Annotated in this window: 24 protein-coding genes; 10 read left to right on the forward strand and 14 right to left on the reverse strand. The window is 61.3% G+C overall.

The annotated features are described in order from the left end of the window. Positions 1 to 13: 13 nt before the first annotated feature. The 5 genes from ACR0AO_RS07955 to hslO form a co-directional block, all read right to left on the reverse strand. The gene (locus ACR0AO_RS07955; protein WP_480602163.1) at positions 14 to 1,846 is read right to left on the reverse strand and encodes an ABC transporter ATP-binding protein; all 1,833 of its coding nucleotides are present in this window, start codon (positions 1,844 to 1,846) and stop codon (positions 14 to 16) included. Continuing rightward, a complete protein-coding gene (locus tag ACR0AO_RS07960; RefSeq protein ID WP_480602166.1) occupies positions 1,843 to 3,681 on the reverse strand; it encodes an ABC transporter ATP-binding protein in 1,839 nt (612 codons plus the stop codon). The genes ACR0AO_RS07955 and ACR0AO_RS07960 overlap by 4 nt, the downstream gene beginning before the upstream one ends. Before the next feature lie 187 nt (positions 3,682 to 3,868). After that, positions 3,869 to 5,029, reverse strand: coding sequence for a CCA tRNA nucleotidyltransferase (locus ACR0AO_RS07965; protein WP_480602169.1), 1,161 nt, complete (start codon positions 5,027 to 5,029; stop codon positions 3,869 to 3,871). Then, positions 5,026 to 5,628: a CoA pyrophosphatase gene (locus ACR0AO_RS07970; RefSeq protein ID WP_480602171.1), complete on the reverse strand. Its 603-nt coding sequence runs from the start codon at positions 5,626 to 5,628 to the stop codon at positions 5,026 to 5,028. The genes ACR0AO_RS07965 and ACR0AO_RS07970 overlap by 4 nt, the downstream gene beginning before the upstream one ends. After that, the gene (gene hslO, locus ACR0AO_RS07975; protein ID WP_480602174.1) at positions 5,615 to 6,601 is read right to left on the reverse strand and encodes an Hsp33 family molecular chaperone HslO; all 987 of its coding nucleotides are present in this window, start codon (positions 6,599 to 6,601) and stop codon (positions 5,615 to 5,617) included. The genes ACR0AO_RS07970 and hslO overlap by 14 nt, the downstream gene beginning before the upstream one ends. Positions 6,602 to 6,677: 76 nt before the next feature. On the opposite strand from hslO, the gene ACR0AO_RS07980 reads away from it, so the two are divergent. Beyond that, complete coding sequence (locus ACR0AO_RS07980; RefSeq protein WP_480602178.1) at positions 6,678 to 7,121, forward strand: NUDIX hydrolase; 444 nt, start codon at positions 6,678 to 6,680, stop codon at positions 7,119 to 7,121. Between the two features lie 81 nt (positions 7,122 to 7,202). On the opposite strand, the gene ACR0AO_RS07985 is transcribed toward ACR0AO_RS07980, so the two are convergent. Further along, the gene (locus ACR0AO_RS07985; RefSeq protein WP_480602180.1) at positions 7,203 to 8,477 is read right to left on the reverse strand and encodes a PP2C family protein-serine/threonine phosphatase; all 1,275 of its coding nucleotides are present in this window, start codon (positions 8,475 to 8,477) and stop codon (positions 7,203 to 7,205) included. A gap of 165 nt (positions 8,478 to 8,642) precedes the next feature. Here ACR0AO_RS07985 and ACR0AO_RS07990 point away from each other — a divergent pair, with 165 nt between their 5' ends. Further along, positions 8,643 to 8,969 carry an Hpt domain-containing protein gene (locus ACR0AO_RS07990; RefSeq protein WP_480602183.1) on the forward strand — a complete coding sequence of 109 codons (327 nt, stop codon included), beginning with the start codon at positions 8,643 to 8,645 and terminating at the stop codon, positions 8,967 to 8,969. Between the two features lie 3 nt (positions 8,970 to 8,972). On the opposite strand, the gene ilvA is transcribed toward ACR0AO_RS07990, so the two are convergent. Both ilvA and ACR0AO_RS08000 read right to left on the reverse strand, forming a co-directional pair. Beyond that, positions 8,973 to 10,199 carry a threonine ammonia-lyase IlvA gene (gene ilvA, locus ACR0AO_RS07995; protein WP_480602185.1) on the reverse strand — a complete coding sequence of 409 codons (1,227 nt, stop codon included), beginning with the start codon at positions 10,197 to 10,199 and terminating at the stop codon, positions 8,973 to 8,975. A 60-nt stretch (positions 10,200 to 10,259) separates the two neighbouring features. After that, positions 10,260 to 11,009 (reverse strand): hypothetical protein, encoded by a 750-nt coding sequence (locus ACR0AO_RS08000; RefSeq protein WP_480602188.1) that lies wholly within the window; start codon positions 11,007 to 11,009, stop codon positions 10,260 to 10,262. A 140-nt stretch (positions 11,010 to 11,149) separates the two neighbouring features. Here ACR0AO_RS08000 and ACR0AO_RS08005 point away from each other — a divergent pair, with 140 nt between their 5' ends. The 3 genes from ACR0AO_RS08005 (at position 11,150) to ACR0AO_RS08015 (ending at position 13,171) form a co-directional block, all read left to right on the forward strand. After that, the gene (locus ACR0AO_RS08005; RefSeq protein ID WP_480602190.1) at positions 11,150 to 12,376 is read left to right on the forward strand and encodes an argininosuccinate synthase; all 1,227 of its coding nucleotides are present in this window, start codon (positions 11,150 to 11,152) and stop codon (positions 12,374 to 12,376) included. A gap of 32 nt (positions 12,377 to 12,408) precedes the next feature. After that, positions 12,409 to 12,813: a DUF1810 domain-containing protein gene (locus ACR0AO_RS08010; RefSeq protein WP_480602623.1), complete on the forward strand. Its 405-nt coding sequence runs from the start codon at positions 12,409 to 12,411 to the stop codon at positions 12,811 to 12,813. Between the two features lie 73 nt (positions 12,814 to 12,886). Then, positions 12,887 to 13,171 (forward strand): SCP2 sterol-binding domain-containing protein, encoded by a 285-nt coding sequence (locus ACR0AO_RS08015; protein WP_480602192.1) that lies wholly within the window; start codon positions 12,887 to 12,889, stop codon positions 13,169 to 13,171. Between the two features lie 50 nt (positions 13,172 to 13,221). On the opposite strand, the gene ACR0AO_RS08020 is transcribed toward ACR0AO_RS08015, so the two are convergent. After that, the gene (locus tag ACR0AO_RS08020) at positions 13,222 to 13,935 is read right to left on the reverse strand and encodes a sulfotransferase-like domain-containing protein (RefSeq protein ID WP_480602194.1); all 714 of its coding nucleotides are present in this window, start codon (positions 13,933 to 13,935) and stop codon (positions 13,222 to 13,224) included. A gap of 224 nt (positions 13,936 to 14,159) precedes the next feature. Here ACR0AO_RS08020 and msrA point away from each other — a divergent pair, with 224 nt between their 5' ends. Further along, positions 14,160 to 14,822, forward strand: coding sequence for a peptide-methionine (S)-S-oxide reductase MsrA (msrA, locus tag ACR0AO_RS08025; RefSeq protein ID WP_480602198.1), 663 nt, complete (start codon positions 14,160 to 14,162; stop codon positions 14,820 to 14,822). On the opposite strand, the gene ACR0AO_RS08030 is transcribed toward msrA, so the two are convergent. The 3 genes from ACR0AO_RS08030 to ACR0AO_RS08040 are packed head-to-tail and all read right to left on the reverse strand — an operon-like array spanning position 14,819 to position 19,158. Then, a complete protein-coding gene (locus tag ACR0AO_RS08030) occupies positions 14,819 to 15,694 on the reverse strand; it encodes a ribokinase (RefSeq protein ID WP_480602201.1) in 876 nt (291 codons plus the stop codon). The genes msrA and ACR0AO_RS08030 overlap by 4 nt on opposite strands. A 3-nt stretch (positions 15,695 to 15,697) precedes the next feature. Further along, positions 15,698 to 17,953, reverse strand: a complete 2,256-nt coding sequence (locus tag ACR0AO_RS08035) for an NADP-dependent malic enzyme (RefSeq protein WP_480602203.1) — start codon at positions 17,951 to 17,953, stop codon at positions 15,698 to 15,700. 5 nt (positions 17,954 to 17,958) lie between these two features. Beyond that, the gene (locus tag ACR0AO_RS08040; protein ID WP_480602205.1) at positions 17,959 to 19,158 is read right to left on the reverse strand and encodes an AAA family ATPase; all 1,200 of its coding nucleotides are present in this window, start codon (positions 19,156 to 19,158) and stop codon (positions 17,959 to 17,961) included. 113 nt (positions 19,159 to 19,271) lie between these two features. Here ACR0AO_RS08040 and mutS point away from each other — a divergent pair, with 113 nt between their 5' ends. Next, complete coding sequence (mutS, locus tag ACR0AO_RS08045) at positions 19,272 to 21,890, forward strand: DNA mismatch repair protein MutS (RefSeq protein WP_480602625.1); 2,619 nt, start codon at positions 19,272 to 19,274, stop codon at positions 21,888 to 21,890. Positions 21,891 to 21,952: 62 nt separating this feature from the next. Here mutS and ACR0AO_RS08050 read toward each other — a convergent pair whose 3' ends face one another. Beyond that, positions 21,953 to 22,516, reverse strand: a complete 564-nt coding sequence (locus ACR0AO_RS08050; RefSeq protein ID WP_480602208.1) for a nucleotide exchange factor GrpE — start codon at positions 22,514 to 22,516, stop codon at positions 21,953 to 21,955. A gap of 10 nt (positions 22,517 to 22,526) precedes the next feature. Continuing rightward, complete coding sequence (gene hrcA, locus ACR0AO_RS08055; protein ID WP_480602210.1) at positions 22,527 to 23,591, reverse strand: heat-inducible transcriptional repressor HrcA; 1,065 nt, start codon at positions 23,589 to 23,591, stop codon at positions 22,527 to 22,529. Between the two features lie 112 nt (positions 23,592 to 23,703). Between hrcA and rph the strand changes: the two genes are divergently transcribed. Genes rph through hemW form a run of 3 tightly spaced genes read left to right on the forward strand, consistent with a single transcriptional unit; the run spans position 23,704 to position 26,175 of the window. After that, complete coding sequence (gene rph / locus ACR0AO_RS08060) at positions 23,704 to 24,417, forward strand: ribonuclease PH (protein WP_480602212.1); 714 nt, start codon at positions 23,704 to 23,706, stop codon at positions 24,415 to 24,417. Then, positions 24,414 to 25,028, forward strand: a complete 615-nt coding sequence (gene rdgB, locus ACR0AO_RS08065; protein ID WP_480602215.1) for an RdgB/HAM1 family non-canonical purine NTP pyrophosphatase — start codon at positions 24,414 to 24,416, stop codon at positions 25,026 to 25,028. The genes rph and rdgB overlap by 4 nt, the downstream gene beginning before the upstream one ends. Further along, the gene (gene hemW / locus ACR0AO_RS08070; RefSeq protein WP_480602217.1) at positions 25,018 to 26,175 is read left to right on the forward strand and encodes a radical SAM family heme chaperone HemW; all 1,158 of its coding nucleotides are present in this window, start codon (positions 25,018 to 25,020) and stop codon (positions 26,173 to 26,175) included. Before rdgB ends, hemW begins: the two co-directional genes overlap by 11 nt.

Below are 26,175 nucleotides of genomic sequence, written 5' to 3' on the forward strand. Positions count from 1 at the left end.
GCCGGCAAAAGCCTTATTCTGCCGCTTCGGTGCGAATGAACCCGCCCGACTGGCGGTGCCAGAACCGGGCATACAGCCCGCCCTTGGCCAGCAGTACATCATGGGTTCCGGTTTCGACGATCCGTCCATGATCCAGTACAATGACCCGGTCCATTTCGCTTAGTGTGGACAGCCGGTGCGCGATGGCCAGAACGGTCTTTCCCTCCATCACCCGGTGCAGGGCGGTCTGGATCGAGGCTTCGACTTCGGAATCGAGGGCGCTGGTGGCTTCGTCCAGCACCAGAATCGGCGCATCCTTGAGAATGGCGCGGGCCAGCGCGATCCGCTGCCGCTGCCCGCCGCTGAGCTTGACGCCACGCTCGCCCAGATGGGCGTCATAGCCTTTGCGCCCCTGCGCGTCCTGCAGGCCCAGAATGAAGTCATGCGCCTCGGCCTTGCGCGCGGCAGCAACAAGTTCGCCTTCGCCGGCGCCGGGGCGGCCATACAGGATGTTGTCCCGCGCCGAGCGGTTGAACATCGCGGTCTCCTGCGTGACCATGCCGATCTGACGCCGCAAGCTGTCCTGTGTCACCTGCGACAGATCCTGCCCGTCGATGCGGATTTCGCCGTTTTCGCCTTCATAGAGCCGCAACAGCAGCGACACCAGCGTCGATTTCCCGGCCCCCGACGCGCCGACGATGCCAAGCTTTTCACCCGGCCGGACGGTCAGCGACAGATCCTGCACGCCCCCCTCGTCCCGGCCATAGGCAAAGGTGACGTTGTCAAATTCGATCTGACCGCCGGTCACGCTCAGTCCGGTCGCAGTCGGCGCGTCCTCGACCCGCCGGTGAACCGCCAGCGTTTTCATGCCGTTTTCAACCTCGCCCACATGCGCATACATACCCATCAGCGTAAAGCTGACCCAACCGGTCATCTGCGCGATCCGGATCGACACTGCACCCGCCGCCGCGATGTCACCGGCCGTCGCCGACCCCGCCTGCCACAACAGCAGCGTGGACCCCAGCAGAAGCACCGGCAGAACCCCTGCCAGGCTCATCAGGATGAACCGGAAGCTGGCCGAAAGCCGGCCGAAATCCAGCGACCTGTCGCGTAGCGCTTCCATCGCGACACGCGCGGCCTGATCCTCGTTTTCGGCATGGGCGAACAGTTTCACCGTCTTGATGTTGGTGATCGTGTCCACCACCTGCCCTGTCACCATCGCCCGCGCCCCGGCCCGTGCGCCCGACCGCTTGCGGATGCGCGGCAGATACCAGCGTACCAGACTGAAATAGAGGGCCAGCCAAAGAACAAAAGGCAGCATCACCAGTGGATGAATCGAGCCTAACAAGGCCAAAGATCCAACCAGCGAGGCCAGCGCAAACACCACGGCGCTGATCGTGTCGGACACGATCGAGGTCAGCGCGCTGGATGTCTGCATCTGTTTCTGCGCGATCCGCCCCGCGAAATCGTCGTCGAAATAGGTGACCGACTGACCAAGCGTCCAGTGGTTCAACTTTGACAGGACCAAGGGCGGGATATTTGGCATGACGACATAGTTGTTCATTACAGCGGACAGACCCGCCACTGCCGGACGCAACAGCATGAAAAATGCAACAGCTCCCAGAATGGCGCCCATGTTGCCCGCGCTGAACACCACTTGGGGTCCGCTATTGACCGCCATGTCGACGACACGCCCCAGAATCCAGGCGGTGGCGGCCTCCATCGCGCCACCTGCCGCCGAAAAGAACGCGGCAAAGAACAATGCGGGCCAGGCCCCCGAAAGGCACCAGCGCATGAACGCGCCCAGCGTTTGCGGCGGCGGCGTGCCCGTGGGACGGAACGGAAAGATCAGATCGGCAACCCTCATTCGGCAGCCTCGGGATTCACGAATCCGCCCGATTGCCGTGCCCAGAACTGTGCGTAAAGCCCGTCCAGCGCCAGAAGTTCGGAATGTGCGCCCTGTTCGGCGATACGGCCCCGGTCCAGTACCAGAATGCGGTCCATCTGCGCGATGGTGCTGAGCCTGTGCGCGATCGCGATGACTGTCTTGCCCTGCATCATGCCGTAAAGCGTGTCCTGAATGGCTGCCTCGACCTCAGAATCTAGCGCCGATGTCGCCTCATCCAAGAGCAATATCGGCGCATCCTTCAGGATCACCCGCGCCAGCGTCACCCGCTGCCGCTGCCCACCGCTGAGTTTGACGCCCCGCTCACCCACATGCGCGTCATAGCCCCGCCGACCCTGCGGGTCTTCAAGATCAAGGATGAATTCATGCGCCTCGGCCTGTTTGGCCGCCGCGACGATCTGGTCCTCGGTGGCGTCCGGTTTGCCGTAAAGGATGTTGTCGCGCACCGAGCGGTGCAGCAGGGCACTGTCCTGTTGCACCATGCCGATATTGCGGCGCAAACTGTCCTGCGTGACCTTCGAGATGTCCTGACCGTCGATCAGGATCGCCCCGCGCTCGGCGTCATAGAACCGCAAAAGCAGCTTGACCAGGGTCGATTTTCCCGCCCCCGAACGCCCGATCAGACCGATCTTTTCGCCGGGTCTTATGGTCAGGTTCAGATGATCCAGCCCCCCTGCCTCGCGCCCGTAATGGTGCGACAGGTTGCAAAGCTCGATCCGGCCTTCAGTCAGGCGCAGGGGCCGGGCATCCGCGGCATCGACCAGCGCGATGGGCTGGGCAATGGTCTCCATCCCTTCGGCCACCACGCCAAGCTGGCGGAAAAAGCTGGTCAGCGCCCACATGATCCATCCGGTCATGGCGTTCAGGCGCAGGGTCAGTGCCGCAGCGGCCGCCACCACCCCGACCGAAGCCTGCCCCTGCATCCACAACGCGATGGCCCAGCCGACCACACCCACGATCAACAGGCCGTTCAGCGTCACCAGAACCGCGTCCATGACGGTGAAAATCCGCATCTCGACCTGAAACGTGCGCCGCGTCTCTTCGATCGCTTCACGGGCATAGCCGAGCTCGTGATCGTCATGCGCGAACATCTTGACCGAATGGATATTGGTATAGCTGTCCACGACACGCCCGGTCACGGTCGAACGCGCATCCGACGCCGCTTTGGACGCGGGGCCGACGCGCTGCACCGTCCAGTGCACCAGAATTGCGTACAAAACCAGCCAGACCAGCAACGGCAGCATCAGCCGCACATCCGCCGCCATCAGCAGAATCGCAGCCCCGATCAGATAGGCCAGCGAAAAAGAGATCGCGTCGAACACCTGAAAGATCACCTCGCCCGCGGCGGGCGGGGTCTGCATGATCCGGTTGGCAATGCGCCCTGCAAAATCGTTTTCGAACCAGCCGACCGACTGCCGCAGCACGTGCTTGTGCGCCCGCCATCGGATCAGCGTGCCGAAATTGGGCAGAATCGCGTTGTTGAGCAGCAGCACATCCAGCACATGCAGCAGCGGGCGGAACACCAGAATGAACACGGCGACCAGCAAAAGCTCGGTCCCGTGGTTGTCCCAAACCTCGGCGGGTGTGCCCCCCATCAGGTCGACGACACGGCCCATATAGTAGATCAGGACAATTTCGACCGCCGCGACGACCACCGACAACAGCGCGGTCCACAGGAACACGCGCCGGAACGGCTGCGCATAGTCGCGCAGAAACGGCCACAGCCGTGTCGGCGGCGTGTCAACGTCGGGATAGGCAACGAAAGGGTCAATGAGATTTTCGAAATAGCGAAACATGGGCAGTGCTCCAATTGAGCAGACAGATCAGAAATGCGAAACAAGGCAGCGCCGGAACACCACCCGCACGGGGTCGGTTATTCCGGTTTCAGATAAACCAGATCCCGTAAAACACTCGCATCCCTCCATCCATGTGACGGGCGCACCCTAGCCGGAAAAATGGCATCCTGTCACCCCCCCCTATGCTTCAGCGGGTGCCCGACAGCAATTCATCCCGTTCCAGTGCAAAACCCGAACCGATCCAAAGCGTCTCTAACTCGGCCAGTTTTGCACCCAATGCCGGACCCTGATACTCCGGTATCAAGTCGCGCGCCTTGACCGGGAACTGGGCGTTTGCGCCTTTATCCAATGCTTCGGCAAGATCGGGCATCCATGGCTGTTCCAGAAACGCGTATCTGAGCATCAGGGCGTTCAGCCCACCCTGAGCCCCGTATCTATAGCCCAGTTCCGCCGGTCCCGCCGTACCCGTCGCAACATCATGCATACGGGTGAGGCGCTGCATCTGCGCCTTGCTGAGTCTCAACGTCGATACCATCGCATGTTGCCCCAGGGCGGCAAGCCGCCGCACCGGGTCGGGCGCAGCGCCGGCCTGTGCCTCGATGACAACCAAAGGCGCGAGCGACCGGTCATCGGCGCCGGGCAGCACCCGGCCCAGCACACCGGTGATCCGCATCGCCGCAAGCGATGGCGCCGGATCGGGTGCGCCAAGCAGTTTCAGCAGCTCTGCCCCGACGCGTTCGCGCGACAGCTTTTCCAGCCCGTCCAGATTTGTACCGATGGCCGACAGCGCTTCTGGGTCGAAACCGTTTTCCGCATTTCCATACCAGGCGTGAAACCGGAAATAGCGCAAAGACCGCAGGTAGTCCTCGCGAATGCGGTCCTCGGCCTTGCCGATGAACCGCACCCGGCGCGCCCGCAGATCGGACAGTCCGCCCAGCGGATCGATGACGGTGCCATCCGGCTGCGCGTAAAGCGCGTTCATGGTGAAATCGCGGCGCGCTGCATCTTCTTCGACGGTATCGGAATAGGCCACCACGGCGCGGCGGCCATCGGTTTCCACATCACGGCGAAAGGTGGTGATCTCGTGCGGGATACCGCCGCTCACCAGCGTCACGGTGCCGTGATCGATCCCCGTCGGCACCGCTTTGATGCCTGCGGCCCCGGCCAGTCTGACCACGCGCTCGGGCCGCGCATCGGTGGCAATATCGATATCGGCGACCGGAGCGCCCAACAGGGCGTTGCGTACACAGCCACCGACAAACAGTGCCCGCGCCCCACCCGAGGTCAGTGCCGCGCACACCTTCTGCGTGGCCGGATCCCTGACCCAGGCGTCGGTAATCTGCGTCATTCATTCACCCGTGCCGCCAGACCCCGCAAAATTCGCGCGGTTGCACCCCAGATATAGTAGGGTCCGAACGGAACGGTGAAATAGTGCCGCCGCTGTCCCCGCCAATGCCGCGACTCTACAATGTAGTTGTCGGGATTCAACACATGGTCCAGCGGCACCGAGAACACCTCGTCGACTTCACCTGGCTCTGGAACCGGGTCAAAGCCCTTGTCCAGTACCGCAACAACCGGCGTCACGGTGAAAGAGGTAACCGTTTCATGCACGGGCAGATGGCCCAGAATGCGCGGCAGATCGGGCGGCAGGCCGATCTCTTCCCGCGCCTCGCGCAGAGCGGCGGCGGTCACGTCGGCGTCGCCCTCTTCCTGCTTGCCGCCGGGAAAGGCGATCTGACCGGGATGATGTTTCAGGACCGAGGACCGCTTGGTCAGGATCACGCGCGGGGTGTCGCCGATAAGGGAAACCGGCACCAGCACACCGGCGGGGCGCAGCTTGCGGCCTTCGGGCAGAACTGTATCCGGGTTCAGGTCGAAATCGCTCGACCCGGGGCCGGGACGGCTCAGCGCCGTCCGCAGTTGATCAACCGCGTCACGCACCGGCATCCGGGTCCGCTTCGAACCCTACGGTTCCGGGGTCCAGCACATAATGTGCTCCGCAGAACTGGCAATCGGCGGTAACGGTGCCTTCCGGCGTGGTCATCTTTTCGATGTCCTTGGCCGAATAGATCGACAGGCTCTGCCGTACCCGGTCCTCGGAACAGGTACAGCCAAACTGCACCGGCTGAGTGTCATAGACGCGCGGCTGTTCCTCATGAAACAGGCGCACCAGCAGTTCGGTCGGCTGCACCGACGGGCCGATCAGCTCCAGATCGTCGACCGTATCCAGCAAGATGTTGACCCGGCCCCAATTCTCACCCTCTTCTCCGTCAAGCAGATCGTCGGCACGCAGGATCTCACCGGACCCTTCGCCGGTTGCCACGAATGGCGAGGCCTTGGGCAAATGCTGCAACATGATCCCGCCCGCGCGCCAGTGCTCGTCTACGCCGGGCTCGGTCGATTTGCCGAAACTCAGCGAGAACCGGGTCGGCAACTGTTCGGACTGGGCAAAATAGGCTTCGGCGCAGGCGCTGAGCGAACCGCCCGCCAAAGGGGTGATGCCCTGATAGGGCTGCGTTCCCTTGCCCTGGTCGATCAGAATCGCGAAATATCCGTCGCCCACCTGATCGAACGGCGCACCTTCGTTCAGGCGTTCCCGGTCGAAACTGGCATAGGCCCGTATTTGCGCCGGTTCGCCCTCGGTCTTCGGCGCGTAATAGTCGGTTGCAATCATCCGCACCGGTCCCTTGGACTGAACCTGCAACGACAGCTTCCAGCGCAGCGAGATCGTCTGCCCGATCAAAGCGGTCAGCAGGGCCATCTCGGCCACCAGCGCCTCGACCTGAACCGGATAGTCGTGCTGTTTCAGAATACCGTCCAGCACCCCGTCCAGACGGGCCACACGGCCGCGCATGTCGGGCAGATCAAGCTGAAAGGGCAGGACGGTGTCGTCCCACGCGATTTTCGTTCCAAGAGACATGGGGTTTCCTTAAACGCCGCGGATTGGCATACCGCCACCATATAGGTCGAACTGAATTGGTTGAAAGGGGCCATACATGATCAGGCGTTTCGGTGAAACCCCCGAACCGGGCCGGAAATACATCCGCCGCGTCGGCGTCTATGCCCTGCTGCCGCGCGGCAACGCACTGTTGCTGACATGCCAGACAGAGCCCGGCCCCGATCTGCAACTTCCGGGCGGCGGCATCGACCCCGGAGAATCGCCAATCACCGCCCTGCATCGCGAAGTGTTCGAGGAAACCGGCTGGCTTATCGCCACGCCCAGACGCGTCGGCGCGTTCCGCCGCTTTGCCTATATGCCGGAATATGATCTGTGGGCCGAAAAGATCTGCCTGATCTACCGCGCCCGCCCGGTGCGCCGCACGGGCCCGCCGACCGAAGCCTTTCACGAGGCGCTGTGGATGGAAGCGGGCGAGGCCGCGCAACGTCTGGGTAATGCCGGCGATCGCCACTTCGCCAACCGGCACGTTCAGGGTTTCTGAACGGTCGGTATTCCGCTTGTTCGTGATCCGCGCCGCGCGGCATTGCCGGCAAGGCAAGGGGGCAATGACCCTCACCCGCGCTCATATGATGCCGTCATACTCGAAAAATGCCGCCGAAACGTCGTCATCCAGGCCATGATCGGGCGACATGATCTGAGTGAGCCGCCAGAACAGATCGTCCAGAAACTCCTGCCCGTTCAGATCCGGCCCGCATTGCCGCACCAATTCCAGCAACCCTTCCGGCTCCAGCATGCCGCCGGCGGCCAGCCTGCATTCGGTGAACCCGTCAGAATACAGCAGCAGCCGGTCGCCCGGTTCCAGATAGGTATCCACCCGCTGATAGGTTATGTCCGGCAGCAGCCCGATGGGCACGCCGCCCTCGCCCAGAAACTCCGCCCGCCCGTCCCGACGCAGCACCAGAGGGTGCGGATGGCCCGCCTGGACCATCTTCAGGTGACCGTTGCGCAGGTCGACAATGGCATAGACCATGGTGAAATATTCCTCGACCCCGGTGTCGGCGATCAGCCGTGAATTGAGCATGGCCGCCACTTCCTCGGGCGGTAGCAGGGCATAGAACCGGTCGAACCTTTTCTGCATGGCGACGTTCTGGTCGAAATAGGTGCTGGACAGATAGCCGCCCAGCCGCGCCGTCATCATCGCCGAGGTGATCCCGTGGCCGGACACGTCAATGCTGTAGAACCCCAGCCGGTTCACACCCGGAGAGAACATGCCCACCAGATCGCCACCGATATGGCCACAGGGCTTGAGCAGCAGGCTGACCCGCGAGTTGCCAAACTGGCGGGTCAGTTCGGGCACCAGCGAGTCCTGGATTTTCCGGGCCTGTATCAGATCCTTGTCGATGGCGTCGTGGGCAAGCCGCAATTCGCCCAGCGCCTTTTCGATGATGCGGTTTTTTTCGGACAGCTCCCGCTGCATCCTCAGAATGCGCGCACCGGCGGCGATGCGGGCGCGCAACTCATCCGCGCCCAGCGGTTTGATCAGAAAATCATCCGCCCCCGCATCCAGTCCCTGCGCCACCTCGTTCTTTTCGCTTTTCGAGGTCAGCAGGATGAAATAGGCATATTCATCGCATTCCAAGGCGCGAAACGCCTGACAGAATTCCAGCCCGCTCATCCCCGGCATCACCCAGTCGCTGAGCACCAGATCGGGCGGGTTGTGGCGGCAAAGCTCGATCGCGGCCTCGCCGCAGTCGGCCTCGACCACCTCGAACCCCCATTTCCTTAGCGATCCGACAAGGATGCGGCGCTGCAGGCGGCTGTCATCGACGACCAGAACCTTTCGGATCGCCCCAAAACCGTCCCCGGCCCGGGCCTCTGCATCCTTGATTTTCAGCACCCTAAAATCCCGTTGCCTGCCTCTGACCGGCTTTGTCGAAACTAGGCATTGGCGTTTAACATAAGATGAAACCCGAAAGTGCCGGGGTGTTCTCAAAATTCTTAACCGCGTGTTTACCCGCGATGTCCTACCAAAGAGTGAACGAGATCGGGAAACAGGTGCGCCATGATCCACTGGCCAAGAGTCAAACAGCTGCGGGACGAGGTCGGCGCCGAGGAGTTTCCGGAGGTGGTTCAGATCTTCATGGAAGAGGTGCACGAGGTGATCAAGCGAACCCGCGATGATACGGGCCGGACGGATCTGGAAAGGAACCTGCACTTTCTCAAAGGCAGCGCCCTGAGCCTGGGATTTCAGTCCTTTTCAACCCTGTGTCAGGACGGTGAACGCCAGGCCGCGGCAGGTGATGCGGCTTTGGTCGATCTCGATGAAATCGTCCGGTCGTTTACCGTGTCGCGGGCCGAGTTTCTGACCGGGCTGGATCACAACGTCTGACCGTCAGATCACGAACTGCGCCAGCGTTTCGTCCTCGGTAATGTCGGTATAGGTGAATCCGGCATCATCCAGATGCGCAAACAACCGCATGAAATTTTCCGGCTTGCTGGTTTCGATCCCGATCAGGACCGAGCCGAAATTGCGCGCCGATTTCTTCATGTATTCGAACCGTGCGATATCGTCATCGGGGCCGAGAATGCCCAGAAACTCCTTGAGCGCACCGGGCCGCTGCGGCAGCCGCAGGATGAAGTATTTCTTGACCCCGGAATAACGCTGTGCCCGTTCCTTGACCTCTGGCAGACGCTCGAAATCGAAGTTTCCGCCAGAGGTGACACAGACCACGGTTTTGCCGCGGATAAAGCTCTGAACATCCGACACCGCCTCGATGGCCAGCGCCCCGGCGGGTTCAAGCACGATGCCCTCGACGTTCAGCATCTCGATCATGGTGGTGCAGATGCGGTCTTCGGACAGGACCAGCACATCCGAGAGATTGCGATCCCCGAGCAACTCAAACGGTTTCGCCCCAATCCGCCCCACCGCCGCACCATCGACAAACGTATCCACATGATCCAGCGCCACCGGATGCCCTGCCGCCAGTGCAGCCCGCAGGCAGGCCCCACCCTTGGGTTCGACAAACAGGCAATGGGTCCGATCCCCGAACCATGTTGCCACGCCCGAGGACATCCCGCCCCCACCAACCGGCAAGATCACGTGATCGGGCAGCCCGCCCAGCTGTGCCTCGATCTCGACGGCCAGCGAGGCCTGACCTTCGATCACATCCTCATCGTCGAAAGGCGACAGAAAATGCCCGCCCTGCTCGGTGCACCATTTTTGCGCGGCGGCCAGCGTGTCGTCGAAATAGTCGCCAATCAGGTGGATCTCGATGTTGTCGCCGCCGAAAATGCGGGTTTTCTGAATCTTCTGCTGCGGCGTGGTCACCGGCATGAAGATGACACCCCGCACACCCAGATGCTTGCACATGAACGCCACGCCCTGCGCGTGATTGCCGGCGCTGGCGCAGACGAACAGGTCCTGACCCTGCTGCTTGCGCATGGCATTGAACGCGCCGCGGATCTTGTAAGACCGCACCGGGCTGAGGTCCTCGCGCTTGAGCCAGATATCGGCCCCATACCGCTCGGAGAGATGGGCGTTCAGCTGCAACGGCGTTGCAGGGAAGACGGATCGCATCGCCTGCTCGGCAGCACGGGCGCGGGTCATGAAGTCAGTCATGGCTGTTTCACTGCCGCATCACCGCTGAAAGGGCAAGGAATACATATGTGTACCCGAAACCTATCGCAGCTCGCGCCCTTCGACGATATGGCCATACAAGGCTGTCAAAACGCTTATGCCAAGCATAAGGAGAAACCATTGAGCGACCAGAGTATAGACAAAGCTATCGAGTATAGGAGCCAACGGCGTCAGCAACAGCAGGTTTGGAATCGCCGTCAAAACGCCAAAGCAAAGTGCGGTAACAAATACAGACTTCGCATGTTTATTGGTTTTTTTCCATGATTCAATAACTCGCATAAACTCTCCGACAGCTGCTGCGGGCAGAACCAATGATAGTCGCAAAGCCATATATGAAAGTACTATCCCCAAAAGGAACCCCAGGATCGTTCCATCATTTGACGCAACCGTGCCGCCATAGAAAACGGCGGCTGGGATCAAGAACAGAACTCCGGCGATTAGCCCAAAAGCGAAACTTAGAGGAACTATTCGTAACGCCGCTCCAACATATGCCCAATTTCTCTCGCCGTTCCACACAGGCCAGGCAGGACCGGGTTCAATGCCAAGAAGTACGTATCGATGCCAACCTACCGCTACCCATACAAAGACAGTTGCGTAGGCAAATATTAATCCGAAAACGAACCATGGAACGGCACCCTCGTTGTTGATCTGCCCTGATGGGGACAGAAAAAACAACACAAAATAGCTGGCAGCACCAATGCCTAGGAAGGGAAGCAAACTTAGTCTCGCCGCAGCAGGCAGATTGTCAATCAGCAGCAAAACAGCGTGTCTGAATAAACGATAGCCAAACAAATGAAATCCCTCTCTCAACCAATCCTTGTTCTCTTTCCAACCGTTTCACCTCAATTCCCGGCTTTGGTCAACGCACATAACTTGCCCCCACGTCCAAAACCCGCTAGGGGCCAATCGTTCTACGCATAAAGGGAAGTCAGATGTCCGCGCCCAAGAAAGTTGTTCTGGCCTATTCCGGTGGCCTTGATACCTCGATCATCCTGAAATGGCTGCAGACCGAGTATGGCTGTGAGGTCGTGACCTTCACCGCCGATCTGGGTCAGGGCGAAGAGCTGGAGCCCGCCCGCAAGAAGGCCGAGCTGCTGGGGATCAAGCCCGAGAACATCTATATCGAGGACATCCGCGAAGAATTCGTTCGCGACTTCGTCTTCCCGATGTTCCGCGCCAATGCGCAGTATGAGGGGCTGTATCTGCTGGGCACCTCGATCGCGCGCCCGCTGATCTCGAAACGCCTGGTCGAGATTGCCGAAGCCACCGGTGCCGATGCCGTCGCCCACGGCGCGACCGGCAAGGGCAACGACCAGGTGCGCTTTGAGCTGGCGGCCTACGCGCTGAACCCCGAGATCAAGGTGATCGCCCCGTGGCGCGAGTGGGACCTGACCAGCCGCACCAAGCTGCTGGAATTCGCCGAGGCGAACCAGATCCCGATTGCCAAGGACAAACGCGGCGAGGCGCCCTTCTCGGTCGATGCCAACCTGCTGCACACCTCGTCCGAGGGTAAGGTTCTGGAAGACCCCGCCGATATGGCACCGGACTATGTCTATCAGCGCACTGTCCATCCCGAGGACGCACCGAACGAGCCGGAATTCATCGAGATCGGCTTTGAAAAAGGCGACGCGGTCAGCATCAATGGCGAAGCGATGAGCCCCGCGACCATCCTGACCAAGCTGAATGAATATGGCGGCAAGCACGGCATTGGCCGTCTCGATCTGGTCGAAGGCCGTTTTGTGGGCATGAAATCGCGCGGCATCTACGAAACTCCGGGCGGCACCATCCTGCTGGAAGCGCATCGCGGGATCGAATCCATCACCATGGACCGCGGCGCGATGCACCTGAAAGATCAGCTGATGCCGCAATATGCCGAGCTGATTTACAACGGTTTCTGGTACAGCCCCGAGCGTGAGATGCTGCAGGCCGCGATTGACAGGTCGCAAGAGCACGTCACCGGCACTGTCCGCGTGAAGCTGTACAAGGGTCTGGCCTCGACCGTGGGCCGCTGGTCGGATCATTCGCTCTATTCCGAGGCGCATGTGACCTTTGAAGAAGATGCCGGTGCCTACGATCAGAAAGACGCCGCAGGCTTCATCCAGCTGAACGCGCTGCGTCTGAAGCTGCTGGCCGCACGTGACAAGCGCCTGTCGAAGTGAGTGACGACGACGCCATAAACGAAGAACTCGACATGTTCATCGAGGCGCAGGACACGGTATGGGCCGATGTCCTGCGCGAACTGTCCGACGGCAAGAAAACCAGCCATTGGATGTGGTTCGTCTTTCCGCAACTGGCCGAACTGGGCCGGTCGCACATGGCGCAGCTTTACGGGATCGAGGATCTGGATGAGGCGACCGCTTATCTGGATCACCCCGAACTGCGCCACCGCCTGGTTGAGGTCAGCCGCCTGTTGCTGACCCACAAAGACAAGGACGCCACCGAGATTCTGGGCGGCATCGATGCGAAAAAACTGCGCTCGTGCATGACGCTTTTTGCCGCTGTGCCCGGCGCACCGGGTGAGTTTCAGGATATCCTCGATTGCTTCTATGGCGGCGAAACCTGCCCCCTGACTTTGACCGCGATCCAAGACGGCTGAGCGCTGCCGCGTGGTCATGCTTGCCCTGGTGCCGACCCGTTCCTAACGCTTGCACAAACGGCAAGAGGGCAACATGGCGCTTGAGGACATAGCAAACGGTATTCAGTCGGGGCTGGCCGGAAAAAGTTTCGACGGGTCGCTGAAATTCGACTGCGGCGCCGACGGAGTGATCGTTCTGGCCAACGACATGGCCACGACCCAGAACCGCAACACCGATTGCACGATCCGCATTTCGACCGGAAATCTGGTGAAACTGCTGACCGGGAAACTCAACCCGATGACCGGGGTGATGATGGGCAAGCTCAAAGTTTCGGGCGATATGAGTGTTGCCTTGAAGTTGGGGCAACTACTCAAATAATCCCTTCCTTTCGCTGGAAAGTGCTGCGGCAGCGGCGCCGTCGACTCGGCTCAGAGCTTAACCGCCTTCATTTTCTCATAGAACGGCAACGCACCCTCCAGCACCGGCTGCAAATGCGCGGGCACGTCGGGCAAAGCCCCTTCGGGCCCCGCGAACCCGGACGAATTCCAGACCGAGCCATACCAATGCGCCGCCCAGACGCCGTCATCCGGGTGGCCGCCCTTTGGCCAGTTCAGCATATGCGGCGACCAGGGCACGCCGATGGCGTCACACAGCTTTTCCAGCATCCCGGCGGGATCGTCGCGGATATCGTGGCTGTCGATCACCACCGGATCACCGCCCCATTCGCTTACTTCGTCGAACAGCTCGGCCTGCTGCCAGAAACCGATATCGTCCAGCGTTGGATTTTCCCGCTTTGCTGCGTAACTGGCGATCACCCGCGCCGGGTGGCGGATCAGAAACACATTGCGAACCTGCCGCATCCAGTCGCGTGGAACGCCGGGGATCATGTGCTGGGTCATGTGCTTTTGATACCAGAACGGGCGCGCGCCGGGGTTTGGCCCTGCAAGGTTTGCCGCCACCTCCGCCGGGTCCTGCGACTGCGCGACCAGGATCTCTTCGCGCATCGGATGATGCAGGCCGGTCATCGCCAGATAGGCCGCATAAAACGGCTCGTCGGTCACCGCGCAGTCTGTGCGCGCGCCGAAGCTGTACATCATGGCCGTCGACAGATTGCGCGGCCCAGACCACATTGCGATTTTCACGACGACGCTCCTCTGCTGGTCTCTCCCGTGGGTGTTGGCGTGCCTTCCCGCACCTGTTGGACGTTCATCGTTTCGGCCATCACTCTCTCCCCGTTGGCGGCAAGCTAGTCTCGCGATACGGCAAGGCCAAGGGGTAAACAACACTCACCTGTGTGTGAGAACACAGAACTGTGGATTGTTTTGCCCGCGATCCGGATGCAGCTTATTGGCAAAGGAGAACCGCCATGACCCAGACCCGCGATCTCAAAGCCTTTGCTCTGTTTTTCCTGATCCTGATCACAGCTCTGATGCGCTGCCTGCCGGCCATCGCCGCCGAGACCCGGACACTGACGGTGGCCGGTGGTTGTTTCTGGTGTGTCGAATCCGATTTCGAGCACGTCCCCGGCGTGATCGGGGCGGTTTCCGGGTATACCGGCGGCAAGGTCGAAAACCCGACCTACAAGCAGGTCACCGCCGGAGGAACCGGTCACTACGAGGCGGTGCAAATCACCTTTGACCCTGCAAAAGTATCACGCGAAACCCTGCTGAGCCTGTTTTTCCGCTCGGTGGACCCGACCGATGCCGGGGGGCAGTTCTGCGACCGTGGCGAAAGCTACCGGACTGCCATATTTGTCTCTGACAAAGGGGAAAAGGCGCTGGCCGAGCAGGCCAGGGCCGACGCTCAGGCCGCGCTGGGGCAGAATATCGTCACCCCGATCCTGAACGCATCGACCTTTTATCCGGCCGAGGCCTATCATCAGGATTACTACAAAGGCACCAAGCTGGTTCTGACCCGGTTCGGGCCCAAGCGGCAGGCCAGCGCCTATAAGGCCTATCGCAAGGCCTGCGGGCGTGACCAGCGAGTCAGACAGCTTTGGGGCGATGCAGCACCCTTTGCCGGCAGCTAATCCAGCCGCGCCTCGCGAACCTCTTTCAGGTCGGGAATGACATCCGCCGTCCCGTGCCGCGTGACCATGATGGCCGCGGCACGCATCGCCTGAGAAATCGCCTTTGGCATCTGCAGGCCTGCATCCATTCCGGCAAGCACATAGCCGGTAAAGGTGTCGCCTGCCCCGGTGGTGTCCACCGCGTTCACTTTGTAGGCCGGAAAATCCTGCTTTTTCCCGGTGTTTGTGTCGAAACACCGCGCGCCCCTTGACCCAAGGGTAACAATCACCTGCGCAACTGGCAGGTTCTGAGGCGCAAGCCCGGTGGCGGCCTGCAACTGCTCTGCCTCGACCTCATTCAGGATCAGGAAATCAAGGTGCTCCAGCACCGCCCGGACCGCATCTGCATCGAATGGCGCCGCCGCGTAACAGACCTTCAGCCCCAGTTCGCGACCCATCTTCGCGGCCTCGGCCTGCGCATTGGTTTCGTTCTGCAAAACCAGCAGATCACCTTTTTGCGCACCGGCCAGCGCCCGGTTCAGCTGCTCAGACGAGATTTCCCGGTTCGCCCCGGGAAACAGGACAATCAGGTTTTCGCCGGATTGCTCCACCGCGATGATTGCATGGCCGGTTGGAATTCCGACCTGCGCGATATGGCGGGTATCGACGCCATATTCCCCCAACCGGTCGATTGCCCAGTCCCCTTCCGGTCCGACCGCACCGATATGACGAACCTCTGCCCCGGCCCGCGCCGCCGCCACCGACATGTTCGCGCCCTTGCCGCCCATAAACCGCGACAAGCCGGTCGCGGCCAGCGTTTCGCCACGTTTCGGCAGATGCGGCACGGCATAGACCATATCCGCATTGATCGAGCCGAGGTTCCAGATCGCCACGGCCTATCCGATCTTGGCCGAGGCCAGCGCGGCCATGTTCAGGATGTCGTTCGCGGTCGATACGGTCGAGCAAATCTGGATCGGCTTGTCGATCCCGGTCAGGATCGGGCCCACCACCGTCGCCCCCGCCATTTCCTGCATCAGCTTGGTCGAGATCGAGGCCGAGTGCCGCGCCGGAACGATCAGGATATTCGCCGGGCCGGTCAGACGCGAAAAGGGATAGGCCTCCTGCGCGCGCGCGTTTAGCGCCACGTCGACGGTCATTTCGCCTTCGAACTCGAAATCGACGCCACGCGCCTCCAGCACCTTGGGCGCTTTGTAAAGCTTCTCGGTCCGCTCCGAGACCGGGTAGCCGAAGGTCGAAAAACTGACAAAGGCCACGCGCGGTTCCATCCCCATGTGGCGGGCGACATCCGCGGCCCGTTCGGCAATGGTCGCCAGATCCTCCTCCGAAGGCCATTCATGCACCAGCGTATCCCCAATCAGAACGATACGCCCCTTGTGCATCAGCGCGGTGATGCCCGCCGCACCATGGGCCGCGTCGGCATCGAACACGTGGTTGATCTGATCCAGCACATGAGCCGATTTCCGTGTCGCTCCGGTCACCAGACCATCGCCGTGCCCATGCGCCAGCATCAGCGCCGAGAACACATGCCGGTCACGCGCCGCCAGCCGGTGCACATCCTTGCCGTCGAACCCCTTGCGCCGCAGGCGTTTGTACAGGAAATCCTTGTATGTCTCCAGATGCGCGGTGTTGGCCGCGTTGACCACGTCTATCTCACGCACCGCGTCGCCAAGGCCTGCAGCCTCGAGCTTTTGCTTCACATCGTCGGGGCGCCCGATCACCAGCGCCTTGCCAAAGCCCGAACGCTGATAGGTGACCGCCGCGCGCAGCACGCGGGGATCGTCGCCCTCGGCAAAGATCATCCGGCTTTGCGCCTGGCGCGCACGAGCGTTGATGCCGCGCAGAATGCTGGCGGTCGGGTCCATACGGGATTTCAGCCCCAGCTCATAGGCATCCATATCGATGATCGGCCGCCGTGCGGCACCCGTATCCATGCCGGCCCTGGCCACGGCGGGCGGAATCCGGTGGATCAGACGCGGGTCGAACGGCGTCGGGATGATATAATCCCGCCCAAAGGTCAGGTTCCGCCCATAGGCCAATGCCACTTCGTCCGGCACATCCTCGCGCGCCAGACGGGCCAGCGCGTGGGCGCAGGCAATCTTCATCTCGTCATTGATGGCCCGCGCATGAATGTCCAGCGCCCCACGGAACAGATAGGGGAAACCCAGAACGTTGTTGACCTGATTGGGATAATCGCTGCGCCCGGTGGCAACGATGGCGTCGACGCGTACCTCATGCGCCTCTTCCGGCGTGATTTCCGGGTCCGGGTTCGCCATGGCGAAGATCACCGGGTTATCGGCCATGGAGGCCACCATGTCCTGCGTCACCGCCCCTTTGACCGACACGCCCAGGAACACGTCGGCACCCTTCATCGCCTCTTCCAGCGTGCGCAGTTCGGTCGTGATCGCGTGGGCGGATTTCCACTGGTTCATGCCCTCGGTCCGGCCCTGATAGATCACGCCCTTGGTGTCGCAGACGATGCAGTTCTCATGCCGCGCGCCCATCGCCTTGAGCAGTTCGATACAGGCAATCCCAGCCGCGCCGGCACCATTCAGGACGATCTTCACATCCTCGATCTTCTTGCCCGAGATATGCAGCGCGTTGATCAGGCCCGCCGCACAGATCACCGCCGTGCCGTGCTGGTCGTCATGGAAGACGGGAATGTCCATTTCTTCCTTCAGGCGCTGTTCGATGATGAAACATTCCGGCGCTTTGATGTCTTCCAGATTGATGCCGCCAAAGGTCGGCCCCATCAGGCGCACCGCGCGACAGAATTCGTCCGGGTCCTCGGTATCCAGTTCGATATCGATCGAGTTCACATCGGCGAACCGTTTGAACAGGACCGATTTCCCCTCCATCACCGGTTTCGAGCCCAGCGCGCCCAGATTGCCAAGGCCCAGCACGGCGGTCCCGTTCGAGATCACCGCGACCAGATTGCCCTTGTTGGTATAGTCATAGGCGGTCTCGGGCGCTTCGGCGATGGCTTCGCATGGAACGGCCACACCGGGGCTGTAGGCCAGCGACAGATCGCGCTGCGTTGTCATTGGAACGGTGGCCTGTACCTCCCACTTGCCGGGGGTTGGTTCCAGGTGAAAGGCCAGTGCCTCTTCTTTGGTGATCTTCGCTTTGGGCATCGGGGTTACTTTCGTTTCTTTGGTTTGTGTTTGATCAGCTTGGGCATCTGCCGTCGCATGAATTCATCGAATAGCGGAACGGTAAAGGCCGTTTCGCCGTGGCGTTGGCTCCAGATCATGCCCAACTGAATGAGATTCGCACGTGTCGTTGAAACCTGCGACGGCTCGCAGCCCAGCGCCGCGGCGATATCGCCGGTCGCATACGGACCCGGGCCCAGTTCGGCCATTGCGCGCAGATATTTCTGCTGCACCGGCTTGCAGCGATCAAAGCGGACCCGAAAAAAGCTGGCATCCAGATGCCGGACAAGGGATTGTTCGGCTGCACGTACATCTTTCAGCGTGAATGGCGACGCCTCGGAAATCGCCCAGACATGTGACCCCCATTCCTGAAGGAAATATGGATAGTTGCGGGATCGTCGAAGTATTTCCTGTACGGCATCCGGTTCAAATTCCGCACCTTCGTCCCGTGCCGGCTGCTGCAGCGCCTCTGTCGCCGCCTTGTCGCTCAACGGTCCAACCTCGGGGAATTCATACAACCGCTCGGCATAGGATTTCGCATCTCCGACCAGTTTGGCAATCTGCGGCAGGCCAGCGCCAAAGTATACGAACGGCAGCTTGCGCTGCGCCGCATCGTGGCAAGTAACGGTGATGGCCGCCAATTCCTTGGGCGAAAGATATTGGACCTCATCAATAAAAAGCGCAACATGTCTGTCGGCGGCTTGCGCGGCCTCAAGCACCATGCGCATCATTTCCGAGAAATCGCTTTCGAAATCGCCGGTATCCGAAATGCCGGCACTCGGGCTTGCGCCAAACTCGAACCCTTCATAGGACACCTGGAAAATCGAGGCGAAATTGCGCATCGCCGTTCCGGCTTTCTCGATCTTGTGGCGCAGGTTTTTCTGCGTACTCAATCGTAACAGGATGCGCTTGAGTTCGGGAAAGCAGCGTTGCGCAAAATCGCCGTTTTCCGGTGCTTCGATCTTGATCGTGAAAAAGCCTTCGTCCTCGGCAACATTGAAGACATGGTTAAGAAGCACCGTCTTACCAACGCCGCGTAGCCCCAGAAACATCTGCGACCGCCCCGGGCGTCCGATCTTGATACGTTTCAGGGCCGTCTCTGCCGCTTGCAAGATGTCGTCCCGTCCGGCAAGTACAAGTGGGGGCGTTCCGGCACCCGGGGTATAGGGGTTGAAAACCTGATCCATGTGAAACTGTTAGAAGTTATTAATATTACTTGCAACCCAAGTAATTTCGATAATTTCTAGAACTTTGAGTAAGGCAACGCATGTCTAAAACAGCATCCAGTGGTGTCACACCGATGATGGCACAATATCTGGAAATCAAGGCGGCCCATCCCGATGCCCTGCTGTTTTACCGCATGGGCGATTTCTATGAGATGTTTTTCGAGGATGCGGTGAATGCCGCCGAGGCACTGGACATCGCGCTCACCAAGCGCGGCAAGCACAATGGCGCTGACATCCCGATGTGCGGCGTGCCGGTACATTCCGCCGAAGGATATCTGCTGACCCTGATTCGCAAGGGCTTTCGCGTCGCGGTCTGCGAACAGATGGAAAGCCCGGCAGAGGCCAAAAAAAGGGGCTCCAAATCGGTGGTAAAGCGAGATGTCGTGCGCCTTGTCACCCCCGGCACACTAACCGAAGACGCGCTGCTTGAGGCGCGGCGGCACAACTTTCTGACCGCCTATGCCGAAGTGCGTGACCAGACCGCGCTGGCCTGGACCGACATCTCGACCGGCGCGTTTCACGTGATGCCCCTGTCGCCCGCACGGCTCAGCCCCGAACTGGCGCGGCTGGCCCCGTCCGAACTGATCGTTGCCGACGGGATGGAAGGGAAACTGGCCGATACCGCCCGCGACCTGGGTGTTCCCGTGACCCCGATCGGGCGCGCGAGCTTTGACAGCACAGCGGGCGAAAAACGCATCTGCGCCCTGTTCGGGGTCGGCGCACTGGATGCCTTCGGCAGCTTTGACCGGGCCGAGGTCGCCGCCATGGGCGCCCTGGTCGACTATCTGGACATAACGCAAAAGGGCAAACTGCCCCTCTTGCAGATGCCGCAGAAAGAAGCTCAGGACCGCACAGTCCAGATCGATGCCGCAACCCGCCGCAATCTGGAAATCACCCGCTCGCTTTCGGGCGGCCGCGCCGGATCGCTTCTTTCGGTCATTGACCGCACGGTGACGGCAGGCGGCGCGCGGTTGCTGGAACAGCGCCTCTCCAGCCCCTCCCGCACGGCAGATGTCATCCATGCCCGCCACGACGCCGTGGGCTTTTGCGCCGAGGAAACGCTGATCGCCTCGGACCTGCGCGAGGCATTGCGCAAAACCCCCGATCTGGACCGCGCCCTGTCGCGGCTGTCGCTCGACCGGGGCGGCCCGCGCGATCTTGCCGCAATCCGGAACGGGCTGGCGCAGGCCGAACAGATTGCCAGCCTCTGCGTCAGCAATGACCTGCCCCCGGTTCTGGCGGAGGCGGTGCGCGGCCTCACCGGCTTTGACGACCTGCTCGGGCTTCTGGATGCGGCCCTTGTCGCCGAACCGCCGCTGCTGGCCCGCGACGGCGGCTTCATCGCTTCCGGCTATGACGCGGAACTGGACGAGGCCCGCACCCTGCGGGACGAAGGCCGCTCGGTCATCGCCGGGTTCCAGCAGAAGTACATCGACCATACCGGGATTTCTTCGCTGAAGATCAAGCACAACAACGTGCTGGGCTATTTCATCGAAACCACCGCCACCCATGCATCCAAAATGCTCGGCGCCCCGCTCAGCGAAACCTATATTCACCGCCAGACCACCGCCAATCAGGTGCGTTTCACCACCGTCGAGCTGAGCGAAATCGAAACCCGCATCCTGAACGCCGGCAACCTGGCGCTTGAGATTGAAAAGCGGCTCTATGCAAGGCTTTCCAACGCCATTCTCGATCAGGCCGCGCGCCTGAACCAGACCGCTCGTGGATTGGCGGAGATTGACCTGACCACCGCGCTGGCCGACCTCGCGCGCGGCGAAAACTGGTGCCGCCCGACGATCGATACCTCTCGCGCCTTCCATATCGAAGGCGGCCGCCACCCGGTCGTCGAACACGCCCTGCGCCAGCAAAGCGGTGATGCCTTCATCGCCAACGATTGCGACCTCTCGGCCGAAGGCGGTGCCGCAATCTGGCTGCTGACCGGTCCCAACATGGCCGGTAAATCGACCTTCCTGCGCCAGAACGCCCTGATCGCTCTGTTGGCGCAAATGGGCAGCTACGTGCCCGCCGACATCGCCCATATCGGTCTCGTCAGCCAGCTGTTCAGCCGGGTCGGCGCGTCGGATGATCTGGCGCGGGGGCGTTCGACCTTCATGGTCGAAATGGTCGAAACCGCCGCCATCCTCAATCAGGCCGACGAGCGCGCGCTGGTCATTCTCGACGAGATCGGGCGTGGCACCGCCACCTATGACGGGCTCTCCATCGCCTGGGCCACGCTGGAACACCTGCACGCCTCGAACAAATGCCGCGCCCTGTTCGCCACGCACTATCACGAGCTCACGGCGCTGGCCGGCAGTCTCGACGGCGTCGACAATGCCACCGTCGCAGTGCGGGAGTGGGAGGGCGAAGTGATCTTCCTCCACGAAGTCCGCAAGGGCGCCGCCGACCGTTCCTATGGCGTCCAGGTCGCACAGCTTGCGGGCCTGCCGTCTTCGGTCGTCGAACGTGCCCGCGTGGTTCTCGACCAGCTTGAGAAAAGCGAACGTGAAGGCGGCAAGCAAAAGGCGCTGATCGACGATCTGCCGCTGTTTTCCGCCGCGCCACCGCCCCCGCCGCCACCGGCGTCGAAACCCTCACCGGTCACGGGCATGCTCGCGGACGTCCTGCCCGACGAACTCACCCCGCGCGAGGCGCTGGAACTGGTCTATAAACTGAAAGAGGCGGCCAGTACCTGACCGCCCCTTCATCTTTTTCCAGATACTTCCACCGGAGGTCTGGCTTTGCCCGGCAAAACCGATCAGCCTGCCGGCATCGACGACACGCCCACCTGCGCCGGGCGCAGCAGACGGTCGTGCAACATGAACCCCTCGGCCGAAACCTGAATGATGTCGCCGGCCTTGGTGCCCGGGACCGGTGCCTCGAACATCGCCTCGTGCATCTTGGGGTCGAACCGGTCACCGACCTCGGGCGAGATCACCTCGATCCCGTGTTTCTGGAACACGTCGCGCAGCGCGCGCATGGTCAGCTCCACGCCTTCGATCAGCGCCGCTGACACTTCCCGCTGTTCCTCGGTTGCCGCCTCCAGCGCCCGCTTCATGTTGTCGTAGACCGGCAGCATATCGCGCGCCAGTTTCGAACCGCCATAATTCTCGGCGTCCCGACGCGCCCGTTCGCCCCGCTTGCGCGCGTTTTCCGCATCCGCCAGTGCGCGCATGAACTTGTCCTTCAGCTCATCGCGTTCGGCGCGCATCGCGTCAAGCTCCAGCGCCTCTTCACTGATCTCGGCCAGCTCTTCCGCCAATTCCTCGGCCTCCGCGGTTGCAATATCGTCCAGAAAATCTTCGTTCTTCGGCTCTGCCATCTTTCCACCTCTAGCTCCGGTCGGAAATCAGCTTGCCGACCAGTTGTGCCGTATAATCCACGATCGGCACGATCCGTCCGTAGTTCAGGCGCGTCGGGCCAATCACCCCCACCGCGCCGATGATCTTTCGATCAGCGTTCATATATGGAGACACCACCAGAGAGGAACCCGAAAGTGAGAAAAGTTTGTTCTCGGAACCAATAAAAATGCGCACACCCTCGCCGGTTTCGGTCAATTCCAGGAATTCGGCGATGTCACGCTTGCGTTCGAGATCGTCAAACAGGCTCCGGATGCGGTCCAGCTCGGCCTCCTGGCCTGTTCCTTCCAAAAGATTCGCCCGCCCCCGGACGATCAGCCGGGCCGAATCCTCGCCGCCGCCATCCCACAGCGCCAGTCCGCTATCCACCATCTCACGCGCCAACGTGTCGATTTCCTGACGCCGCGCGGCTATTTCGCTTTGCATCATCCGGCGGACCTCGGACAGCGTGCGCCCCTCGATCAGCGCGTTGAGGAAATTCGCCGCCTCCCGCATCGAACTGGGCGTCTGTCCCGGCGGTGGCGTGAACAGCCGGTTTTCCACATGGCCGTCCGAAAACACCAGCACCACCAGCGCCCGGTCATGCGCCAGCGACACGAACTCGATATGCTTGATCTCGGCCTCGTGCTTGGGCGTCAGCACCAGCGAGGCGCCATGAGTCACGTTCGACAGGGCCGCGCCGACACGGTCCAGCATGCCGCCCACATCGCCCGCATTGTCGCCCAGCGTGGCATCCAGCTTTTGCCGGTCGTCGGCACCCAGATCGCCAACCTCAAGCAAGCCGTCGACGAACATCCGCAACCCCATCTGGGTCGGCACGCGCCCCGCGCTGACATGCGGGCTGTTCAAAAGACCCAGGTATTCCAGATCCTGCATCACGTTACGCACCGTGGCGGCGCTGACCTTTTCGCTGAGCGTGCGCGTCAGCGTACGGCTGCCCACCGGTTCGCCGCTGTCGAGATAGCTTTCCACGATCAGCCGAAACACCTCGCGCGACCGTTCGTTCATCTCGTCCAGAATATTGCTTGCTTCGCTCATCGGCAGTCCCTTGCTGGGTCGCCATTAAATCGTAGGCCCGGGAAAGGTCAATCGGGGTTGCATCGCCACATGATCGGGCGTTATCCCCAAGCCAGCTAACAAAGGATTTCTCATGCGACCCTCAGGACGAGATTTAAGCGAAATGCGCCCGGTTTCAATCGAGACCGGTTTCACCAAACATGCCGAAGGTTCCTGCCTGATTAAAATGGGCGACACCCATGTCCTGTGCACCGCCACGCTGGAAGAGCGCGTTCCGCCCTTTATCAAGGGGTCCGGCCTGGGCTGGGTCACCGCCGAATACGGCATGCTGCCGCGCGCGACCAACACCCGGATGCGACGTGAGGCGGCCAGCGGCAAACAAGGCGGGCGCACCGTGGAAATCCAGCGCCTGATCGGCCGCGCCCTGCGCGCGGGCGTCGACCGGGTGGCGTTGGGCGAACGCCAGATCACCATCGACTGCGACGTCCTGCAGGCCGACGGCGGCACCCGCTGTGCCGCGATCACCGGCGGCTGGGTGGCGCTGCGGCTGGCCGTGAACAAATTGATGAAGGCCGGCGACGTGATTTCCGACCCGCTGCTTGACCCGGTTGCCGCCGTGTCCTGCGGCATCTATGCCGGTCAGCCGGTGCTGGATCTCGACTATCCCGAAGACAGCGAGGCCGGTGTTGACGGCAACTTCATCATGACCGGCTCGAAAAAGCTGATCGAGGTGCAGATGAGCGCCGAAGGCTCTGTCTATTCCCGCGACCAGATGAACCAGCTGCTGGACCTGGCCGAAAAAGGTGTCGGCGAGCTGGTCGCCGCGCAACAGGCCGCCACCGCATGACACGGCGGTTCGACGGCGATACGCTGCTGGTGGCGACCCACAACAAGGGTAAGCTCGAGGAGGTGGCGCATCTCCTCGCTCCCTTCGGAGTCAAGGTCGTCGGCGCGGCCGAAAAGGATTTGCCGGAACCGGAAGAAACCGAAGACACCTTTGTCGGCAATGCCCGGATCAAGGCCCACGCCGCCGCCCAAGCCACCGGCCTGCCCGCGCTGTCGGACGATTCCGGTATCACCATCGACGCGCTGGGCGGCGCGCCGGGTGTCTACACTGCGGATTGGGCCGAAACCGACACTGGCCGCGATTTTGTGATGGCCATGACCCGCGCCCATACCGAGTTGGAGGAGCGCAACGCCCCCCATCCCCGCACCGCGCAATTTCGTTGTACGCTGGTTCTGGCCTGGCCGGACGGCCATGACGAGGTGTTCGAAGGCATCGCCCCCGGTCATCTGGTCTGGCCAATCCGCGGGACAGAAGGGTTCGGATACGACCCGATGTTTGTCCCCGACGGGTATGACATTACATTTGCCGAAATGGACCGCTGGGAAAAAAACAAGATCAGCCACCGCGCCCGCGCGGTCGAAAAATTCGTGAAGGGTTGTTTTGGCGGATGATTGGCGCAATGGGGGCTTTGGGCTCTATGTGCATTGGCCGTTTTGCGAGGCCAAGTGCCCCTATTGCGATTTCAACAGCCATGTTTCACGTGAAATTGATCAAAAACAATGGCTTAAAGCATATCTGAGCGAACTTGACCGCTCTGCCGCCGAAACCCCCGACCGGGTTCTGGACACCATCTTCTTTGGCGGCGGCACACCATCGTTGATGGACCCCGCCACCGTTGGTGCCGTGATCGACAAGGCCCGGTCCCTGTGGCGCCCGTCCAATGATATGGAAATCACGCTCGAGGCCAACCCCGGCTCGGTCGAGGCAGGTCGGTTCGTCGCTTATCGTGACGCCGGGGTGAATCGCGTGTCGATGGGCATTCAGGCATTGAACGACGCGGATCTGCGCCGCCTTGGTCGTATCCATACAGTTGCCGAAGCCCGCGCCGCTTTCGATATTGCCCGCAACTGTTTCGAACGGGTCAGCTTTGACCTGATCTATGCCCGCCAGCATCAGACGCTGGAGGATTGGCGCGCGGAACTGACCGAGGCGCTGTCGATGGCCATCGACCACCTGTCGCTGTATCAACTCACAATCGAGAACGGTACTGCATTTGGCGATCGTTATGCCGTGGGCAAGCTGCGCGGACTGCCCGAAGATGACAGCGCCGCCGACATGTATCTGGCCACGCAGGAAATCTGCGACGCCCACGGGATACCCGCCTATGAAGTATCCAACCACGCCCGCAGCGGCGCGCAATCGCGGCACAACCTGATCTATTGGCGCTATGGCGATTATGTCGGCATCGGCCCCGGCGCGCATGGCCGGATCACCCGGAGCGGTCGCAAATTCGCAACCGAAACCACCCTCAACCCTGCGGCTTGGCTGAATGCCGTAGCCCAAGGCGGCGGTGAAAGCGTAAGAATGGAACTGACGCCGCAAGAACAGGCTAGCGAATACCTTATGATGGGGATAAGACTAGAAGAGGGACTAGATATTGATCGCTTCGAGTCACTGGCCGGATATCCAATGCCCCCGGATTCAGTGGCTCATCTGACCGGGATTGAAATGATCGAAACGGACGGAACCCGCCTGCGGGCCACCTCTGAAGGGCGGGCTGTTCTGAACGCGGTCATCCGCGAACTGCTGACGGACTGA

This window comes from Ruegeria sp. AF8 (assembly GCF_056541825.1).

Bases quoted from the DNA above. Each gene is read 5' to 3' on its own strand.
- ACR0AO_RS07955 (WP_480602163.1), bottom strand. From the start codon at position 1,846: ATGAGGGTTGCCGATCTGATCTTTCCGTTCCGTCCCACGGGCACGCCG.
- ACR0AO_RS07960 (WP_480602166.1), bottom strand. From the start codon at position 3,681: ATGTTTCGCTATTTCGAAAATCTCATTGACCCTTTCGTTGCCTATCCC.
- ACR0AO_RS07965 (WP_480602169.1), bottom strand. From the start codon at position 5,029: ATGACGCAGATTACCGACGCCTGGGTCAGGGATCCGGCCACGCAGAAG.
- ACR0AO_RS07970 (WP_480602171.1), bottom strand. From the start codon at position 5,628: ATGCCGGTGCGTGACGCGGTTGATCAACTGCGGACGGCGCTGAGCCGT.
- hslO (WP_480602174.1), bottom strand. From the start codon at position 6,601: ATGTCTCTTGGAACGAAAATCGCGTGGGACGACACCGTCCTGCCCTTT.
- ACR0AO_RS07980 (WP_480602178.1), top strand. From the start codon at position 6,678: ATGATCAGGCGTTTCGGTGAAACCCCCGAACCGGGCCGGAAATACATC.
- ACR0AO_RS07990 (WP_480602183.1), top strand. From the start codon at position 8,643: ATGATCCACTGGCCAAGAGTCAAACAGCTGCGGGACGAGGTCGGCGCC.
- ilvA (WP_480602185.1), bottom strand. From the start codon at position 10,199: ATGACTGACTTCATGACCCGCGCCCGTGCTGCCGAGCAGGCGATGCGA.
- ACR0AO_RS08005 (WP_480602190.1), top strand. From the start codon at position 11,150: ATGTCCGCGCCCAAGAAAGTTGTTCTGGCCTATTCCGGTGGCCTTGAT.
- ACR0AO_RS08010 (WP_480602623.1), top strand. From the start codon at position 12,409: ATGTTCATCGAGGCGCAGGACACGGTATGGGCCGATGTCCTGCGCGAA.
- ACR0AO_RS08015 (WP_480602192.1), top strand. From the start codon at position 12,887: ATGGCGCTTGAGGACATAGCAAACGGTATTCAGTCGGGGCTGGCCGGA.
- msrA (WP_480602198.1), top strand. From the start codon at position 14,160: ATGACCCAGACCCGCGATCTCAAAGCCTTTGCTCTGTTTTTCCTGATC.
- ACR0AO_RS08035 (WP_480602203.1), bottom strand. From the start codon at position 17,953: ATGCCCAAAGCGAAGATCACCAAAGAAGAGGCACTGGCCTTTCACCTG.
- ACR0AO_RS08040 (WP_480602205.1), bottom strand. From the start codon at position 19,158: ATGGATCAGGTTTTCAACCCCTATACCCCGGGTGCCGGAACGCCCCCA.
- mutS (WP_480602625.1), top strand. From the start codon at position 19,272: ATGATGGCACAATATCTGGAAATCAAGGCGGCCCATCCCGATGCCCTG.
- ACR0AO_RS08050 (WP_480602208.1), bottom strand. From the start codon at position 22,516: ATGGCAGAGCCGAAGAACGAAGATTTTCTGGACGATATTGCAACCGCG.
- hrcA (WP_480602210.1), bottom strand. From the start codon at position 23,591: ATGAGCGAAGCAAGCAATATTCTGGACGAGATGAACGAACGGTCGCGC.
- rph (WP_480602212.1), top strand. From the start codon at position 23,704: ATGCGACCCTCAGGACGAGATTTAAGCGAAATGCGCCCGGTTTCAATC.
- rdgB (WP_480602215.1), top strand. From the start codon at position 24,414: ATGACACGGCGGTTCGACGGCGATACGCTGCTGGTGGCGACCCACAAC.